Origin of the sequence: Sphingomonas mangrovi (assembly GCF_047975845.1) — a bacterium.
Lineage (GTDB): Bacteria > Pseudomonadota > Alphaproteobacteria > Sphingomonadales > Sphingomonadaceae > Sphingomonas.
In genome coordinates, this window is record NZ_JBIUCZ010000024.1 from 19,107 (window position 1) to 35,801 (window position 16,695).

The 16,695-nt window shown below is 70.3% G+C and carries 18 protein-coding genes; 7 read left to right on the forward strand and 11 right to left on the reverse strand.

Going from position 1 to position 16,695, the window contains the following annotated elements:
• Positions 1 to 32 precede the first annotated feature (32 nt).
• A complete protein-coding gene (locus ACBY01_RS12060) occupies positions 33 to 317 on the forward strand; it encodes a hypothetical protein (RefSeq protein WP_416461117.1) in 285 nt (94 codons plus the stop codon).
• 55 nt (positions 318 to 372) lie between these two features.
• On the opposite strand, the gene ACBY01_RS12065 is transcribed toward ACBY01_RS12060, so the two are convergent.
• Positions 373 to 1,527: a GNAT family protein gene (locus tag ACBY01_RS12065; protein WP_416461118.1), complete on the reverse strand. Its 1,155-nt coding sequence runs from the start codon at positions 1,525 to 1,527 to the stop codon at positions 373 to 375.
• 170 nt (positions 1,528 to 1,697) lie between these two features.
• Here ACBY01_RS12065 and ACBY01_RS12070 point away from each other — a divergent pair, with 170 nt between their 5' ends.
• Positions 1,698 to 2,789 carry a fatty acid desaturase family protein gene (locus ACBY01_RS12070; protein ID WP_416461119.1) on the forward strand — a complete coding sequence of 364 codons (1,092 nt, stop codon included), beginning with the start codon at positions 1,698 to 1,700 and terminating at the stop codon, positions 2,787 to 2,789.
• A 175-nt stretch (positions 2,790 to 2,964) separates the two neighbouring features.
• On the opposite strand, the gene ACBY01_RS12075 is transcribed toward ACBY01_RS12070, so the two are convergent.
• From ACBY01_RS12075 to ACBY01_RS12120, 10 genes are all read right to left on the reverse strand, one after another.
• Entirely contained in the window at positions 2,965 to 3,909 is a 945-nt protein-coding gene (locus ACBY01_RS12075; RefSeq protein WP_416461120.1) for a DUF5655 domain-containing protein, read from the reverse strand.
• A 74-nt stretch (positions 3,910 to 3,983) separates the two neighbouring features.
• Positions 3,984 to 5,081 (reverse strand): LPS export ABC transporter permease LptG, encoded by a 1,098-nt coding sequence (lptG, locus tag ACBY01_RS12080; RefSeq protein ID WP_416461121.1) that lies wholly within the window; start codon positions 5,079 to 5,081, stop codon positions 3,984 to 3,986.
• Positions 5,078 to 6,274, reverse strand: coding sequence for an LPS export ABC transporter permease LptF (gene lptF, locus ACBY01_RS12085; protein WP_416461122.1), 1,197 nt, complete (start codon positions 6,272 to 6,274; stop codon positions 5,078 to 5,080). The genes lptG and lptF overlap by 4 nt, the downstream gene beginning before the upstream one ends.
• A gap of 354 nt (positions 6,275 to 6,628) precedes the next feature.
• Positions 6,629 to 7,891, reverse strand: coding sequence for a serine palmitoyltransferase (gene spt / locus ACBY01_RS12090; protein ID WP_416461123.1), 1,263 nt, complete (start codon positions 7,889 to 7,891; stop codon positions 6,629 to 6,631).
• 15 nt (positions 7,892 to 7,906) lie between these two features.
• Positions 7,907 to 8,152: an acyl carrier protein gene (locus ACBY01_RS12095; RefSeq protein WP_416461124.1), complete on the reverse strand. Its 246-nt coding sequence runs from the start codon at positions 8,150 to 8,152 to the stop codon at positions 7,907 to 7,909.
• A 71-nt stretch (positions 8,153 to 8,223) separates the two neighbouring features.
• Complete coding sequence (locus tag ACBY01_RS12100) at positions 8,224 to 9,129, reverse strand: SDR family oxidoreductase (RefSeq protein ID WP_416461125.1); 906 nt, start codon at positions 9,127 to 9,129, stop codon at positions 8,224 to 8,226.
• Positions 9,126 to 10,244, reverse strand: a complete 1,119-nt coding sequence (proB, locus tag ACBY01_RS12105) for a glutamate 5-kinase (protein WP_416461126.1) — start codon at positions 10,242 to 10,244, stop codon at positions 9,126 to 9,128. Before proB ends, ACBY01_RS12100 begins: the two co-directional genes overlap by 4 nt.
• Complete coding sequence (locus ACBY01_RS12110; RefSeq protein ID WP_416461128.1) at positions 10,241 to 10,729, reverse strand: DUF4431 domain-containing protein; 489 nt, start codon at positions 10,727 to 10,729, stop codon at positions 10,241 to 10,243. The genes proB and ACBY01_RS12110 overlap by 4 nt, the downstream gene beginning before the upstream one ends.
• A complete protein-coding gene (gene obgE / locus ACBY01_RS12115) occupies positions 10,714 to 11,760 on the reverse strand; it encodes a GTPase ObgE (RefSeq protein ID WP_416461129.1) in 1,047 nt (348 codons plus the stop codon). Before obgE ends, ACBY01_RS12110 begins: the two co-directional genes overlap by 16 nt.
• Positions 11,761 to 11,787: 27 nt before the next feature.
• Positions 11,788 to 12,387: a TetR/AcrR family transcriptional regulator gene (locus tag ACBY01_RS12120; protein ID WP_416461130.1), complete on the reverse strand. Its 600-nt coding sequence runs from the start codon at positions 12,385 to 12,387 to the stop codon at positions 11,788 to 11,790.
• A 30-nt stretch (positions 12,388 to 12,417) separates the two neighbouring features.
• Between ACBY01_RS12120 and ACBY01_RS12125 the strand changes: the two genes are divergently transcribed.
• The 5 genes from ACBY01_RS12125 (at position 12,418) to ACBY01_RS12145 (ending at position 16,674) form a co-directional block, all read left to right on the forward strand.
• Positions 12,418 to 12,669, forward strand: coding sequence for a hypothetical protein (locus ACBY01_RS12125; RefSeq protein WP_416461131.1), 252 nt, complete (start codon positions 12,418 to 12,420; stop codon positions 12,667 to 12,669).
• Positions 12,670 to 12,768: 99 nt separating this feature from the next.
• Positions 12,769 to 13,680, forward strand: a complete 912-nt coding sequence (locus ACBY01_RS12130) for a polysaccharide deacetylase family protein (protein WP_416461132.1) — start codon at positions 12,769 to 12,771, stop codon at positions 13,678 to 13,680.
• A 53-nt stretch (positions 13,681 to 13,733) separates the two neighbouring features.
• Entirely contained in the window at positions 13,734 to 14,465 is a 732-nt protein-coding gene (gene recO, locus ACBY01_RS12135; RefSeq protein ID WP_416461133.1) for a DNA repair protein RecO, read from the forward strand.
• A 47-nt stretch (positions 14,466 to 14,512) separates the two neighbouring features.
• Positions 14,513 to 15,559, forward strand: coding sequence for a 3-isopropylmalate dehydrogenase (gene leuB, locus ACBY01_RS12140; protein WP_416461134.1), 1,047 nt, complete (start codon positions 14,513 to 14,515; stop codon positions 15,557 to 15,559).
• On the forward strand, positions 15,556 to 16,674 hold the full coding sequence (locus ACBY01_RS12145; RefSeq protein ID WP_416461135.1) for a glycosyltransferase family 2 protein: 1,119 nt from the start codon (positions 15,556 to 15,558) through the stop codon (positions 16,672 to 16,674). The genes leuB and ACBY01_RS12145 overlap by 4 nt, the downstream gene beginning before the upstream one ends.
• Positions 16,675 to 16,695: the final 21 nt, after the last annotated feature.

The following is a 16,695-nucleotide window of genomic DNA, read 5'->3' on the forward strand; positions in this document are numbered from 1 at the left end:
AGCCAATCCGGCTGCGGATCAGGGAGAGTGTCATGACCGTTCGTATCGTTGCCGCCGCCGCTGCCGTCCTCGTCGGCGTCGCCGCCGTTGCCGCCCCCGCCTATGCCCAGCCGCGCAGCGGCCCCGCCGCGCCGCGGACCGTGCCGGCCCCCGCGCCCGCCGAGTCCGTCGACGCACCCAAGCCCCAGACGCAGAAGGCCACCCGCTACTGCTCGAACGAAACGCTTACCGGCTCGCACATCGCCAAGCGCGTGTGCCACACCCGCGACGAGTGGCTGGGCATGGGCGTCGACCCGCTCGACTATCTGCCGCGCTGAGCCCCCGCGCCGAGCCGGTACGCGCCGGGGGTAGGGCCCGCCCCCGGCAGCGGCGTCACAGGGTGCGCTTATAGACCTGATAGACCCGGTTGATCCGGCTCTGGATCGCGTCCGCGATCGCGATCATCCCCTGGTTGTCGTCGAGAATCCAGCCGATCTCGCCGCGCGAGGCGCCGAACTTGGTCACCGCATCGCGGCGGATATATTCGATCATCATGAAGGCGAGCTGGCTCGCCATGCGCGAGGCCTGCAGCCGCTTGACGACGCCCATCAGCGGCACGCGCATCGTGCGGACCTGCGGCTTGCGCAGCCAGAGCAGCAGCTTGGCCCAGCCGAACGGCAGCAGCGAGCCGTTGAGCGGCTTGATCGCCTCGTTGAGGTCGGGAAGCGTGATCATGAACGCGACCGGCTCACCATCCAGCTCGGCGATGCGGATCAGGTCCTCGAACACGATCGGCTTGAGCTTCTTGCCGACGTCGTCGATCTCCGGCTGGGTGAGCGGCACGAACCCCCAGTTGTCCGACCAGGCATCGTTGAGGATGCCCAGGATGATCGCCGCTTCCTCGGCGAACTTCGACTTGTCTACCCGGCGGATGCGGATGCGGTCGTTCTTCTCGCCCGACTGGATGATGCGGTTGACGATCGGCGGAAACGTCTGGGTGATGTCGAGCTCGTAGGTGACGAGCTGCTTGGCCGGCTGGTAGCCAGCGCCCTCGATCCAGCCCTGATAGTCGGCGCGGTGGTGGCCCATCATCACCGTCGGGCTGTGATCGTGGCCCTTCACCAGCAGCCCCGGCTCTTCCCAGATCGAGAGGCTGACCGGCCCGATCGCGCGAGTCATGCCCTTGCCGCGCAGCCAGGCCTCGGCCGCCGAAATCAGCGCGGTGCCCACCGCCGCGTCCTCCGCCTCGAACATGCCCCAGAAGCCGGTGCCGGGGCCGAAGCCCTGCTCGGCCGGCATGGTCAGGGCCAGCGTGTCGAGATGCGCGGAGATGCGCCCGACGACGCGGCCGTCGCGCTCCGCCAGCATCAGCTGGGCTTCGGCATGGCTGAACCAGCCGTTCTTCCTGGGATCGATCTGGCCCGCGAACTCGGTCTTGAGCGGCGGGACCCAGTGCGGATCGTCGGCATAGAGGCGGAACGGCAGGTCGATGAACGCCTTGCGGTCCGCCTTCGACTGGACGGGACGGATCGTCGGTTGGGGTGCCACTCTTGCCTCCGGAAAACGCGTCCCTCGCCTCTAGCCGCGGGCGGGGCGGAAGGCGAGGGGATCGATCGGCTGCGGCCATCACGGTGATTGATTCAAGTCATCAGCCGGCAAGCCTGGGGGCGCTACAAATGCCACGCTGTCGCCACTATCTCTGCGCAATGGAACACGTCATGGAACCCACGCTTGCCCTTTCGCGGGACTCCGCCGCCGGCGCGCGCGTCGCCGAGCCCAAGCTGCGGATCGTCGACGACAAGACGATGCTGCGCGCGGCCGCCGATCTGACGCGCGACCTGAACGCGCCGAACCGCGGCCTCTACTGGGCGGACCTGCTCGGCTCGGCGGTGCTCGGCTACGGCGCCCTGGTGGTGGCGGTGCTCGCCTCCTCGACGCTGGTGACGGTGCTTGCCGCCGTGGTGTCGGTGCTCGCGCTGTATCGCGCGCTGCTGTTCATCCACGAGGTCAGCCACATGAAGCACGCGGCGCTGCCGCACTTCCGGCTCGGCTGGAACATGGTCGCGGGCATCCCGATGCTGGTGCCCTCGTTCATGTACGAGGGCGTGCACAACCTGCACCACGCCAAGACGCGGTACGGCACCGCGGACGATCCCGAATATCTGCCGCTCGCGCTGATGAAGCCGTGGACGCTGCCGCTGTTCATCCTGGTGTCGCTGCTGGCGCCGGTCGGCCTGCTGATCCGCTTCGCGATCCTGTCGCCGCTGTCGTGGCTGTCGCCCAAGCTGCGCGACACGGTGATCGCGCGCTATTCGTCGCTGTCGATCAACCCCGCCTTTCGCCGCCGCATTCCGGCGGGCGAGCAGCGCGTGCTGTTCGACCGGCTCGACGCCGCGGCGAGCGTGTGGGCGATCGCGCTGGTGGCGATGGTCGCGACGGGCGTGATCCCGATGCGCGGCTTCCTCATCGGCCTGGGCATCGGCTCGGCGGTGGCGCTGCTCAACCAGGTCCGCACGCTGGTGGCGCACCTGTGGGAGAACGAGGGCGAGCAGATGACGGTGACCGCCCAGTATCTCGATTCGGTCAACGTGCCGCCGCCGGGGCTGCTGCCCGCGCTGTGGGCACCGGTGGGCCTGCGCTACCATGCGCTCCACCACCTGCTGCCGAGCCTGCCCTACCATTCGCTGGGCGAGGCGCACCGCCGGCTGAGCGCGGTGCTGGAGGAGGGCTCGCCGTATCACAAGGCGAGCTACCGCAGCGCACTGGGCCTGATGCACCGGATCGGCCGGAGCACGATGGTCCGGCGCTGAGGCGAGCGGCGCGAGAGACAAGAGGGCGGCTCCGGCGGGGCCGCCCTTTTTCGTTAAGGGCGGGCGGCGCCTTTCGGGGGAGATTCATTCCCTGATTCCAAGGCCGCCGCAGAAGACGATCTCGTAGGTGCTCAGCGGGGCTGCGCGCTCCACTTGCGGACTGCTAGACGAGGCGTCAGCCGCGTTCGTATGCGCGCTGTAGCAGGGGTTGTGCCCGTTCGAAGTCGCTTTGGGTGCGGAGCGAGACCTCTAGATCTCCGGTGCCGAAATGGCCGATCTTGCGAACGTCGCGGGTGAAGCCCGGCTCGAGCGTCACGTCGTCTGGATTGATCTTGAGAAATGCGGTGACGACCGCAGCCTGGGGATACACTTCGAGGCACACGAAATTTTTGATCCGCTTGAACGCGAGATAATATTTGAGCTCTTTCAGCTGGACGTCGTCTCCCAAGGACGTGAGGAAGCTGCTCACCGAGAAGAAGAGGTCACGCAGCGAGGCGGGGGCATTCGCCAGCCGATAGTCGATGCGTTGGGATTGGTACGGGTCACCCGCAGCCTTCGCCTTAGCGGGCGCCGGAACCTCCCCGCCGGGCGAAGAAAGCGGCCCGGCCCGGACGTTCTTCGTGGCATGCACCAGCTCGATCATCAGCAGGTCGTCGCCGAACCTGCGGTAGCGAAGCAGCTCGATGCTGCGGTTGATCTGTTTGACGGCATGTGCGTCGTACCGGGTGAAATCACCGGCGATGCAAAGCAGCCTCGGTGCGGACCAGTCGACGTTCGCCGCCGCCGCCTGACCTAGCCGTTCCAGCACCAGCCACTGGAAGTCCTTGCGGTGGTCCATCAGCCAGTCGAGATAGAACAGGCCCTGATTGATGACGTTCTCGTTCACCGCGCGCTTGTATTCGATGATGACGGGACAGCCGTCTTCATCTAGGCCGAGCGTGTCGATGCGGCCGCCGTGGACCGGGCCGGTCGAGTATTCGGACGCCAGAAAGCGGACGCCGAGTAGGGTCTCCAGATTAGCCTCGAACAGCTGCTGGAGCGACTTTTCGACCTGGACCGAGGCAGGCGCAAGTTCCGTGGCTCCGCCAGCGCCGACGGTGAATAGCTTTATGTCGCTCAACCCGATCTTCCCCTAACCCTGACGAGGCAGAAGGTAGAGGCTGGAGAGCGGCGAACGCAACTCCGCGCGCCCCGCTATTCTTCCGTCCGGATCAGCACCAATTCGCCGATCAGCAGGAACAGCAGGAACGGGGCCCAGGCGGCGAGGAAGGGGGGATAGGCGCCGAGGTTGCCCATCGCGAGCGCGAAATTGTCGGCGACGAAATAGGCGAAGCCCAGTGCCATGCCGATCACCGCGCGCACAAACAGCCGGCCGGAGCGCGCCACGCCGAAGCCGGCGACCGCGCCCAAGAGCGGCATCAGCACCGACGACAAGGGGCTCGACAGCTTGTGCCACAGCGCCCCGTCGAGTGCCTTGGTCGGGCGGCCGGCGGCGTCGAGGTCGGCGATCGCCTCGCGCAGGGCGCCGAACGACAGGCTGTCGGGGTCGACGGTCGCGAGGGTGAACTGGTCCGGGCGTACGCCCGAGGCGACGCGCAGCGTGCCGAGCCGCTGGACCTGGCCGGTGCCGACGGTGAAGCGCACCGCGCCGTCGACCCGCCACTGGCGCCCGTCGAACTGGCCCTGGGTGGCGGTGAGGATCGAGAGCAGCCGGCCGCCCTCGCGCTCGTAGACGGTGATTCCGCGCAGCACCGCGGCGTTGCCACGGCCCTGGATGCGATCGACGCGGATCAGGTTGGCGCCGTCGCGCACCCACACGTTGCCCCGCTCGCCGCTGTCGATCGGCAGCGTGCCGTAGTCGACCTTCTCCCACTGGGTGAGGGTGGCGGTGGCGCGCGAGACGATGCGGTCGTTGAACAGGAAGGAGATGGCGGCGACGCCCAGGCTCGCGACCAGCAGAGGTGCCAGCACCTGATGCGCCGACAGCCCCGACGCCTTCATCGAGATGACTTCGCTGTTCTGGTTGAGCTGCATCAGCGTCAGGATCGTGCCGAGCAGCACCGAGAAGGGCAGGAAGCGCGCGATGATCTGCGGCATGCGCAGCGACACGTAATGCCACACCTGCGCGTCGGTGTTGCCGGGGAAGGCGAGGATCTTGGCGCTTTCGCTCAGCAGGTCGAGTGCCTGGAGCACCAGCACCAGCGCCGCCAGGATGCCGAAGGTGCGCACGAGGAACAGCCGGACCATGTAGAGCGCGACGGTGCGCGACGGAAAGGGCGAGCTGGCGCTCATGGCTGCGCCTTCCGGCGGCGGCCGGGCAGGCGGCGGACCACCGCCTTGATCCCCTTGTCGAATGCCTTTTCCAGCGCGCCGATCGGCTGGCCGCCGGGGACGTGGGCGATCGTATAGTACATCCAGAACACCAGCCCGGCGAAGACGAGGAACGGCGCCCACAGCGCGATCAGCGGGTCGACGCGGCCGAGCGCGCCGAACGCCTCGGCGTATTCGTTCACCTTGTGATAGGTGACGATCATCACGATCGAGAGGAACACGCCGAGCGCCGAGGTCGAGCGCTTGGGCGGCACGCCGAGCGCGAGCGCGAGCATCGGCAGCAGGAACATCGTCGCCACCTCGACCAGCCGGAAGTGGAAGTTGGCGCGCGCGCCGACGCGGGTTTCCGGCGTCTGCGACGCGTCGTGGCCGGTGACCGCGAGCTCGGGCAGCGTACGCTCCAGATCGCGTCCGCCGCGCGGGCGGAAGTTGCCGAACTTGGGCAGATCGATCGGCAGGTCGTGCGAGCTGAAGCTCAGCACGCGCGGCGTGCGGAAGCCCGGCTGATCGTGCAGCAGCGTGCCGTTGGTCAGGCGGAAGATGATCGTGTTGGGATCGTCGGTGGCGAGGAACTGGCCGCGCTCGGCGGTGGCGGCGAGCCAGCCGCCGTTGGCGCGCGACACCCGCACGAAGATGCCGCGCAGGTCGGCGCCGCTCTCGCGGCTCTCCTCGATGCGCAGCGTCATGCGGTTGCCGAGGTTGGTGAACTCGCCCACCTTGATCGACGCGCCGAGCGCGCCCGAGCGCAGCTCGAAGCGCAGCCCCTCGTAGTTGTAGCGCGCCCACGGCTGGACGAAGCCGACGATCGACAGGTTCAGCAGCGCGAGCGCGATCGCGTAGAGATAGGGCGTGCGCAGCAGCCGGCCGTAGCTCATGCCGACCCCGCGCAGCACGTCGAGCTCCGAGGTGGTGGCGAGCTTGCGGAAGGCGAGCAGCACGCCCAGCATCAGCCCGATCGGGATGCCTAGGCCGAGATATTCGGGCAGCAGGTTGGCGAGCATCCGCCACACGACGCTGACCGGGCCGCCCTCGGACGCCACGAAGTCGAACAGCCGCAGCATGCGGTCGAGCACCAGCAGCATCGCCGCGATGATGAGCGTCGAGAACAGCGGCACCGCGATGAGCCGCGCCATGTAGCGATCGATCGACTTCATGCGGGGGGCGGCGTGCTTTCGAGGGCGGTTGCGGGAATCCCGCAGCTATAGCGAAGGGGGCGGGCTGTGCCAGCCCCCGGCCGGCTTTCGAGGTGAAGGGTTTCGTCTGCCCGTCATGCTGACGGACGTCAGCATCCATTCGCGCAACGGCCGCGATTCACGAACGGAGCGGCAATGGATCCTGACTTTTGTCAGGATGACGAGGTGTGTGTGGAGCGCGCTCCCTTCGCAACAGCGCCCGTACCCCGGCGGAGGCCGGGGCCCAGTTGCGGTGGTGTTCGTGAGGGTGGGTGAACCTCACCACGGCCTTCCCAACTGGGCCCCGGCCTTCGCCGGGGTACGGGGAAGCGGCCGCTAGGCGAGAACGCCCACCGCCTTGCCGGCCGCCTCGAACATGCCGAGCACCTTGCGGATCTGCTCCGGGGTGTGCTCCGCGCACAGCGAGCAGCGCAGCAGATAGGTGCCGGCGGGCGTCGCGGGCGGGCGGGCCATGTTGACGTAGAGGCCGCCGTCGAGCAGCGCCTGCCACATCGCCACAGCCTGCGTCTGATCCTCCAGGATCACCGCCAGGATCGCGGAATCGGGGCTTTCGGTGCCGAGGCGAAAGCCCATGTCCTTGAGGCCGGCGTGGAGCGTGCGGGCGCTTTCCCACAGCCGGGCGCGCTTTTCATGGGCGTGCTGCAGCTTGCGGATCGACGCCGCGGCGGTCGCGACCACGCTCGGCGGCAGCGAGGCGGTGAAGATGTACGGGCGGCAGGCGAGGCGGATCGCCTCGAACTTCGGGTGGTTCGACACGCAGAAGCCGCCGACGGTGCCGACCGACTTGGAGAAGGTGCCGACGATGAAGTCGACGTCGCCCTCGCAGCCCTGCGCCTCGTACACGCCGCGGCCGTTGGGGCCGTAGAAGCCCATCGAATGCGCCTCGTCGGACAGCACCATCGCGCCGTGCTTCTTGGCGACGGCGACCATCTCCTTGAGCGGCGCGACGTCGCCGAGCATCGAATAGACCCCCTCCAGCACGACGAGCTTGCCGGCGTCCGCAGGCAGGCGGCCGAGCCGCTTGTCGAGATCGGCGATGTCGTTGTGGCGGAAGCGGACGACCTCGGCATAGCCCTGCTTGCAGCCGTCGTAGATCGAAGCGTGGCTGTCGGCGTCGAGGATGACGTAGTCGCCCTTACCGGCGAGCGTCGAGATCATGCCGAGGTTGGCCATGTAGCCGGTCGAGAAGACGATCGCCCCCGACACGCCGTAGAAGTCGCGCAGCGCCTGCTCGACTTCCATATGGTCGCGGAAGGTGCCGTTGAGCATCCGGCTGCCGTTGGTGCCCGATCCGAACTGGTCGAGCGCGTCCTTGCCGGCCTGGATCACGTCCGGGTCAAACGTCATGCCCATATAGTTGTAGGTGCCGAGCAGGATCGTGTCGCGGCCGGCGATCACCGCCTCGGTCGGCGACTTCACCTGTTCCATGACGATCGCGAACGGATCGGTCACGCCGCTGTCGAGCAACGCCTGGCGCTCGGCGATGAGGCCGTCGAACTTGCTCATCAGGTCGCGCTCGTGCGCGGCCGCGGGCGGATCGGCGGGCAGCTGGTGCTGGCTGGCGGCGGCTTCGGTCATGCCGGGCGGTTCCGTTTACTGGTTCTTGAGCTTGACGACGGCGTCGGCGAGCTGGCCGACGGTCTCGATCTCGGCCTGCATGTTCATCGTGATGAGGATATCGAACTCGTCCTCGACGGCCGCGACGAAGTCCATCACGGTCAGGCTGTCCCATTCGAGGTCGCCGGCGAAGCTGGTGGTCTCGGTCAGTGCCACGCCCTTCTTGTTGAACGGCTCGATCAGGCGGGTGACGGTGTCGAAGATGGCGGCGCGATCGCTCACGTAGGGCGTCCTTTTGCAGAGTGTCGGTCGCTGGGCGGCGTGGCGCAGAAATCCGGCACGATTTTGGCGCTCTATAGCAGCCGGTTGGCGCGATACCATGCCGCGGTGGCGGCGAGGCCGTCGGCGGTCGCGATCCGCGGGCGCCACAGCGTTTCGGGCGGCTGCGCCTCGGCGGCGGCGGTCCAGTCCGGATGCGCCATATAGGCGGCGCGATCGGGGGTGAGCTTGGCCCTGGGGCCGCGCGCCAGCCGGTCGATCCGCGCACCGAGCCGCAGCAGCGCCGCGGGCACCGACAGCGGCAGCACGCGGCGGCCGACGGCGGTGCCGATCGCGCGGGCGAAGCCGGCGTGGGTCCAGGCGCCCGGCACACCGTCGTCGGGTTCGTAGACGGTGCGGCCGGTGTCGTGTCCGGCGAGCGCCAGCAGCAGGCGGGCGAGGTCGTCGACGTGGATCAGCGACAGGCGCCCCGCCGGCGGCATCGGCACCACGCCCAAGCGCGCGGCGCGGAACAGCTCGAGCATCTCCAGGTCGCCGGGGCCGTAGACCGCGGGCGGGCGCACCATCGTCCAGGCGAGCGGCGAGGCGCGCACCGCGTCCTCTGCCCCCGCCTTGGAGCGGCCGTAGCGTGACAGGCCGGGCTCGCGCGCGGCGAGCGAGGAGACGTGGACGAAGCGCTGGACGCCGGCCGCCTCGGCCGCGGCGAGCATGGCGCGGGTGCCGTCGACGTTGCCGCGGGTGAAGCCCTCCGGCGTGGGCGCGTTGACGACGCCGGCGATGTGGATCACCGCATCGGCACCGGCGACCAGCTCGGCAAGCGCATCGGGGGTGTCGAGCGCGCCCGCGATCCAGGTGACGCCCGCCTGCGCCGCTTGCGGCCGGCGAGTGAGCGCGCGGACGCTGTGCCCTGCCTCCCGCGCGAGCGCGAGGGTGCGGCCGCCGACGAAGCCGGTGGCGCCGGTGATCGCGAGCACGCTCATGCGACGACCATGTGGTTGCGGTGGACCAGCGCGGCGCGCGGCGCGTGACCGAGGATGGCGTCGAGCTCGTCGCTGCGGCGGCCGACGATGCGCGCCGCCTCGTCGAAGTCATATTCGCTCAAGCCGCGCGCGACCGGCTGGCCGGCGGGATCGAGGATCGTCACCAGGTCGCCGCGCGCGAAGCTGCCCTCGATTCGCGTCGCGCCGGCGGGAAGCAGACTGCGGCCGTCGTGCAGCGCGGCGGCCGCGCCCGCGTCGATGTGGATCGTGCCGCACGCGACCAGCCGCCCCTGCAGCCACGCCTTGCGCGCGGGCTGGGCGGGGCGGGCGACGAACACGGTGCCGCGGCCGGTCTCGGCAAAGCGCGACAGCGGCCGGTCGACCCGGCCCGAGACGACCGCGAGATGCGCGCCGGCGGCGGTGGCGATCTTCGCCGCCTGCACCTTCGACACCATGCCGCCCGATCCCATTCCGGAGGCGGAGCGGCTGTCGGCCATCGCCTCGACCGTCGCGTCGATTCGCTCGACGCGTTCGACGAAGCGCGCGGCCGGATCGTGGGTGGGGTTGCGATCGTAGAGCCCGTCGATGTCGGACAGCAGCACCACGCCATCGGCGCCCGCCGCCTGGCTGACGCGCGCGGCGAGCCGGTCGTTGTCGCCGAAGCGGATTTCTTCGGTGGCGACGCTGTCGTTCTCGTTGACCACCGGCACCACGCCCAGGCTGAGCAAGCGGCCCAGGGTCGCGGAGACGTTGAGGTAGCGGCGGCGCTGCTCCAGGTCGTCGAGCGTCACCAGCAGCTGCGCGGCCGGGATGCCGCAGCCGGCGAGCAGCTCGGCCCAGGCGCCCGACAGCGCGATCTGGCCCGTCGCGGCGGCGGCCTGCGCATCCTCCAGGCTGGCGCGGCCGCCCTTGGGCAGCCCCAGCCGGCGCGCGCCGAGCGCGATCGCGCCCGAGGAGACCACGATCACCTGCTGCCCGGCGACGCGACGCTCGGCGATGTCGGCGATCAGCCCGCCCAGCCAGTCGCGGCGGATCGCCCCCGCCGGATCGACCAGCAGCGCCGACCCGACCTTGACCACCAGGCGCGGGCAGGCGGCGGGGGCGAACAGGCTCATCGGTCGAGGTGCAGCCGATCGACCAGCACCACCAGCGGCAGGTGATGGTGGCCGGTATGCGCGGCGAAGCCCTCACCGCTCAGCGTGACGCGCGTGCCGATCGCGCGGCGCAGCCGCTGGAGCACGCGCGGGTCGCTCGCGCCGATCTGCACGGCGGTGAAGCGCTCGGCCGGATCGGCGAAGTCGCCGCCGTCGTCGATGCACACCGGCGCGGGCAGGGTGACGACGAAGGTGGGTTCGGGCGCGTCGCCCTGCGCCACGTCTTCGTAGCCGGGAGGGCCGGGGAAGACCCGTTCCGACAGCACGCCGCTGACCTGGACGGGCGTCGCATCGTCGGCGACGCTGATGCAGCCCTGCGCCGCCGCCTTGCCGAGCAACTGCGCCTGTGCCGCCGGCGGCATCGCCGCAAGCAGGACGGCCGCGAGCAGGACGGCGGTGGCGACCGCCAGGGTGCGGGCGGCGACGCGCGTCAGATCGGCGACCATTCGATCGGATCCTCGCCCTCGTCTTCCTCGGCGACGCGCTCGTTCTCGGGATCGATCGCCTCGAGCAGCTGGTCGAGCACCCAGTCGACGCCGGTGCCGCTCGCGCCGGACATCGGTATGACGGGGGCGCCGCTCGCGTCCTCCAGCTCGGCCGACAGTGCCGCGATCAGCTCGTCGTCGAGCGTGTCGATCTTGTTGAGCACGACGATCACGCGCTTGTCGGTCAGCCCGGCGCCGTAGTTCTCCAGCTCGTCGCGGACGATGCGATAGCTTTCCGACACGTCGGCGTCGTTGGCGTCGACCAGGTGGAGCAGCACGCGGCAGCGCTCGATATGGCCGAGGAAGCGGTCGCCGATGCCGGCGCCTTCGGCGGCACCCTCGATCAGCCCGGGGATGTCGGCGACGACGAACTCGCGGCCCTTGTGGCTGACCACGCCCAGCTGCGGGCGGACGGTGGTGAAGGCATAGGCGCCGACCTTCGCCTGGGCGTTGGTGACGGCGTTGATGAAGGTCGACTTGCCGGCGTTGGGCAGCCCGACCAGCCCCGCGTCGGCGAGCAGCTTCAGCCGCAGCCACACCCAGGCTTCCTCGTGCGGCCAGCCGGTGCCGTGCTGGCGCGGGGCGCGGTTGGTCGAGGTCTTGTAGCTGGCGTTGCCGCGGCCGCCGTCGCCGCCGCGCAGGAACACCTCGCGCTGGCCCGCGCGGGTGAAGTCGATCAGCACCGTCTCCCGGTCCTCGGACAGCACCTGGGTGCCGACCGGCACCTGGATGACGAGGTCCTCGCCGCCCGCGCCGGTGCGGTTCGATCCCGATCCGCCCTTGCCGCGCGGCGCCCGGAAATGCTGGGTGTAGCGGAAGTCGATCAGCGTGTTGAGCCCGGCGACCGCCTCGAACACGATGTCGGCGCCCTTGCCGCCGTTGCCGCCGTCGGGGCCGCCGTATTCGATGAACTTTTCGCGCCGGAAGCTGACGGCACCCGGGCCGCCCGCGCCCGAGCGGACATAGATCTTGGCTTGGTCGAGGAAATGCATGGCGCCGCTTTACGGGCGTGCGGGGGTTTAATCCACCGTCGCGTGCACGGCCCGTCCGGAGAGCAGGCTGCGCGTCGCGAGCGCACGGGCTCGGTCGCGCGGCACGCCCAGCGCCCTGGCCATCGCCGCGCCGAGCAGCGCGTCGCCGAGCGCGGTGAGCACCAGGTGCAGCGTCTCCTCGGCGAGCGCCACGTCGGCGACCCCGGCCTGGGCGAGGTCGTCGACCAGTCGGTGGATCGCGTCGAGCACCGGGTCGAGCAGATCGTGGTTGCCCGACAGGATCATCCAGCTGGCGAGCGCGCCCGCGCCCTCGCGGTCGAACGCGTCGAAGGTCAGGTCGACCACCTCGCGCGGATCGCGTCCCTGCGCCCGCGCGCGCAGCGCCGCCTCGCCGATCGCGGCGGTGATGGTCGCCGCCATCCGCTCGCCCAGCGCCTTCTGCAGCCCCGCCGCCGAGCCGAAGTGGTGGAGGAGGTTGGCGTGGGTGCGGCCGATCCGCGCCGCGACGGCGGTCAGGGTCACGCTCTGCGGCCCGCGCTCGACCAGCAGCGCGCGGGCGGCGTCGAGCGCGGCGTTGCGCGACTCTTCCGAGGACAGGCGGCGCGGGGTCGGGGCGGAATCGGGCATCGGGCGGCGGTTGGCCGAAAACGCCGGCGGATGCAAAGCGCGGCCGGGCTGGCGCACCGCTCGCCGATGCGGCAAGTCGTCGCGATGCGCACCATCTCCGACGACGTCGCCGTCCGGCTCTACCATCTCGACGACGAGGGCGGCGTCGCCACGACGCTGCTCTACGGTACCCTCGCCGAGGCGCTGGCGCATGCGGCCGCGGAACCGGAGGATGTGCAGGCCGGGCTGTACTTGCAGACCAGCAACGACGTGGTGTCTTACATAGACTATTGCGAAGGATAGTGTCGGCACGCACAAAGTTCTGCTTGGAGCGGGCGGAATCCGCTTCAGGGAGAATCCGGATCCGTGACTTGCGTGTTCGTCACCATCGATGTGGAATTGATGTGGCAACACCATGCCGCGGGCCTCTCGGCCGCGGAGATCGCCGCACGGTCGTTCGAACCCGCAGGAGTCGGGATCGGCTGGCAGCTCGAACGGCTGGCGGCGCACGATCTCAAGGCGTGTTTCTTCGTCGATCCGATGCCGGCGCTGGTCTATGGTCTCGACCCGATCCGGCGCGTGGTCGACCGGATCCTGACGGCGGGACAGGAGGTGCAGCTGCACCTGCATGCGAACTGGACGGGTGCGGTCGCGGACGATCGGCAGGCGCATGGTCCCTTCGAATTGACCGGGCTCGGGCGCGACGAACAGCAGACGCTGATCGCCCGGGCACGCGAGCTGCTGGTGGCGACGGGCGCGCCCGATCCGGTGGCGTTCCGCGCCGGCAGCTATGCCGCCGACGACGCGACGCTCGACGCGCTGCACGCGCTCGGCCTCGTCTACGACAGCAGCCACAACGGTTCCGCGCATCCCTGGCCCAGCGCGATCGGACTGCCGCTGCGCACGATCGCGCCGCAGCGCCACCGCGGGATCGTCGAGGTGCCGGTGACGGTGATCGAGGAGCGGCCGGGGCGGCTGCGTCATTTCCAGATCTGCGCGCTGTCGAAGGCCGAGATGCGCGCCGCGCTCGACCATGCGGTGCAGGCGGGGCACGTCGCGGTGACGATCGTCGGCCACGGCTTCGAGCTGGCGACCCGCACCGGCGTGCTTGCGAACCGCGTTCACGTCGCCCGGTTCGAGGCGCTGTGCGCGATGCTCGCCGAGCGGCGGGCGGTGCTGCCGACCGGGCACTTCCGCGATCGCCCCGCGCTGGCGCTCGGGCAGGCCGACGCGCCGCTTGCGTCGACAGGACTCCGCACGCGGCGCCGCCAGGTCGAGCAGCTCTGGTCGAACGTCGTCGAGGAGCGCGCGTGATCGCCTTCGCCGAAGCCGTCGCGAACGGCTCGGCAGCTCGCCGCGCCTGAGCCATGCACCTGATCGCCGAGGCCATTCTGCTGTCCGTCCGCGCGTATGGCGAGCATGGCGCGGTGGTGCGGGCGCTGACCGAGCGATCGGGGGTGCAGCCGGGCTATGTCCGCGGCGGGCGGTCGCGGGCGCTGCGGCCGGTGCTGCAGCCGGCAAACCTGGTGCGCGGCGAGTGGCGCGCGCGGACCGACGAGCAGCTCGCCGGGCTGACGGTGGAGCTGGTCCACAGCCGCGCGCCGCTGTTCGCCGAGCCGCTCGCCGCCGCGGCGATCGAATGGGCGTGTGCGCTGACCGCGACCGCGCTGCCGGACGGGCTGCCCTATCCGCGGCTGCACGGGGCGCTGTCGGCGGTGCTCGACGCGGTCGAGGCGGCGCCGGCGGCGCGCGGCTGGGCGACGGCGCTGGCGCGCTACGAACTGCTGCTGCTCGCCGAGCTCGGCTTCGGGCTCGATCTGGAGCGATGTGTCGCAACGGGGGACAGCGCCGACCTGGCCTTCGTCAGCCCGCGAAGCGGCGGCGCGGTCAGCCGGGCGGCCGCGGTCGGCTACGAAGCGCGGCTGCTGCCGCTGCCCCGGTTCCTGCGCGAAGGCGGGGCGGCGGACTGGGAATCGCTGTTCGACGCGCTGCGGCTGACCGGCCATTTCCTGGAGCGCGACGTGCTGGTCGGGCGGGGGGCGGAGGCGCTCGCGGCGCGGCAGCGGCTGGTCGAACGGCTCAAAAGGGCGGTTGCGTGATCGGGACGGCTGGGCCAAGCCGCACGCGCCAAAGCGAAGGGAGTGGAATGTCGCTGATCGCCTTGTTGCCCGGAGACGGGATCGGACCCGAAGTCGTTGCCCAGGCCCGCCGCGTGCTCGAAGCGCTGCCGCTGGACCTGACGTTCGAAGAAGCGCCCGTCGGCGGCGCCGCCTATCTGGAGAAGGGACACCCGCTGCCGCCGGCGACGCTGGCGCTCGCCAAGCGGGCCGATGCGGTGCTGTTCGGCGCGGTCGGCGATCCGCGCTTCGACGCGGTCGAGCGCGCCTTCCGCCCCGAGCAGGCGATTCTGGGGCTGCGCCGCGAGCTGGGGCTGTTCGCCAATTTGCGCCCGGCCAAGCTGTTTCCGGGGCTGGAGGACGCCTCCGCGCTGAAGCCGGAGATCGCGGGCGCGATCGACATGGTGATCGTGCGCGAGCTGAACGGCGACGTCTATTTCGGCGACAAGGGCCGGCGCACGACGCTGGAGGGTCTGCGCGAAGGCTATGACCTGATGCACTACAACGAGCGCGAGGTGGAGCGGATCGCCCGCGTCGGCTTCGAGACCGCACGCGTGCGCAAGAAGCGGCTGTGCTCGGTCGACAAGGCGAACGTGCTGGAGACCAGCCAGCTGTGGCGCGACGTGATCAAGAGCGTCGCCACCGAATATCCCGACGTGCACCTGACCCACATGTACGTCGACAATGCGGCGATGCAGCTGGTGCGCGATCCGGGCCAGTTCGACGTGATCGTCACCGGCAACCTCTTTGGCGACATCCTGTCCGACCAGGCGAGCATGTGCGCCGGATCGATCGGCATGCTGCCGTCCGCCGCGCTCGCCACGGGCAAGAAGGGGCTGTACGAGCCGATCCACGGCTCCGCGCCCGACATCGCCGGCCAGGGCAAGGCCAACCCCTGCGCGACGATCCTGTCGGCGGCGATGCTGCTGCGCTATTCGCTGGACGACAAGGCTTCGGCGAAGCGCATCGAGCAGGCGGTCGAGGGCGCGCTGGTCGCCGGGGTGCGCACCCCCGACCTGGGCGGCACCGCCACCACCGTCGAAATGGCCGACGCGATCCTGGACCGGCTCGCGTGAACGCACCTCTCGCGCTCGCCGTCGTCGTCCCCGTCTTCAACGAGCGCGCCAACGTCGCGCTGCTCGTCGAGAAGCTGGCGGCGGCGCTCGACGGGCGGGCGTGGGAGGTGATCTTCGTCGACGACGACAGCCCCGACGGCACCGCCGAGGCGGCGCGCGCGCTGGGGGCGGTCGACCGGCGGGTGCGGGTGATCCAGCGGATCGGCCGGCGCGGCCTGTCGACCGCGTGTATCGAGGGGATGTGCGCCACCGCCGCGCCGGTGGTGGCGGTGATCGACGGCGACCTGCAGCACGACGAGCGGCTGCTGCCGCAGATGCTGGACGCGCTGGCGGAGGACCCGGCGCTCGACCTGGTGATCGGCTCGCGCTTCGTCGCGGGCGGCGGCACCGGCGAGTGGGATGCGGACCGCGTCGCCAAGTCGGCGTTCGCCACCCGGCTGTCGCGCCGGCTGCTCAAGGCCGATCTGTCGGACCCGATGAGCGGCTTCTTCGCGATCCGCACGCCGGTGCTGCGCGGGCTGGTGCCGATGCTGTCGGGGATCGGCTTCAAGATCCTGCTCGACATCGTCACCGCGAGCCCGCGGCCGCTGCGCTTCGCCGAGCTGCCCTATGTGTTTCGCACGCGCGTGGCCGGGGAGAGCAAGCTCGACCATGTCGTCGCGCTCGAATATCTCATCGCGCTGTACGACCGGATGTTCGGCCGGATCGTGCCGGTACGCTTCGTGCTGTTTTCGGCGATCGGCACGGCGGGTGCGGCGGTGCACCTGGGGGTGCTGGCGCTGCTGCTCGAACTGGTGCCGATCGGCTTCATCGCCGCCACCATCCTCGCCACGCTGGCGGCGATGACGTTCAACTTCTTCCTCAACAACGCGCTCACCTATCGTGACCGGCGGCTGAAGGGGGCGCGGGCGCTGCTCGACGGCTGGTTGTCCTTCTGCCTGGTCTGCTCGGTCGGCGCGGTCGCCAACGTCGGCGTGGCGGCGTTCCTCTACGACGTGCGCGGCGGCGCCTGGGCGATGCCGGCGCTGGCCGGTGTGCTGGTCGGCGCGGTGTGGAACTTCGCGCTGTCGGGTCGCTTCACCTGGGGCCGCTACGGGCGCAAGCTGGTGGCGTAGGGGAACACCCGATACCGTTTC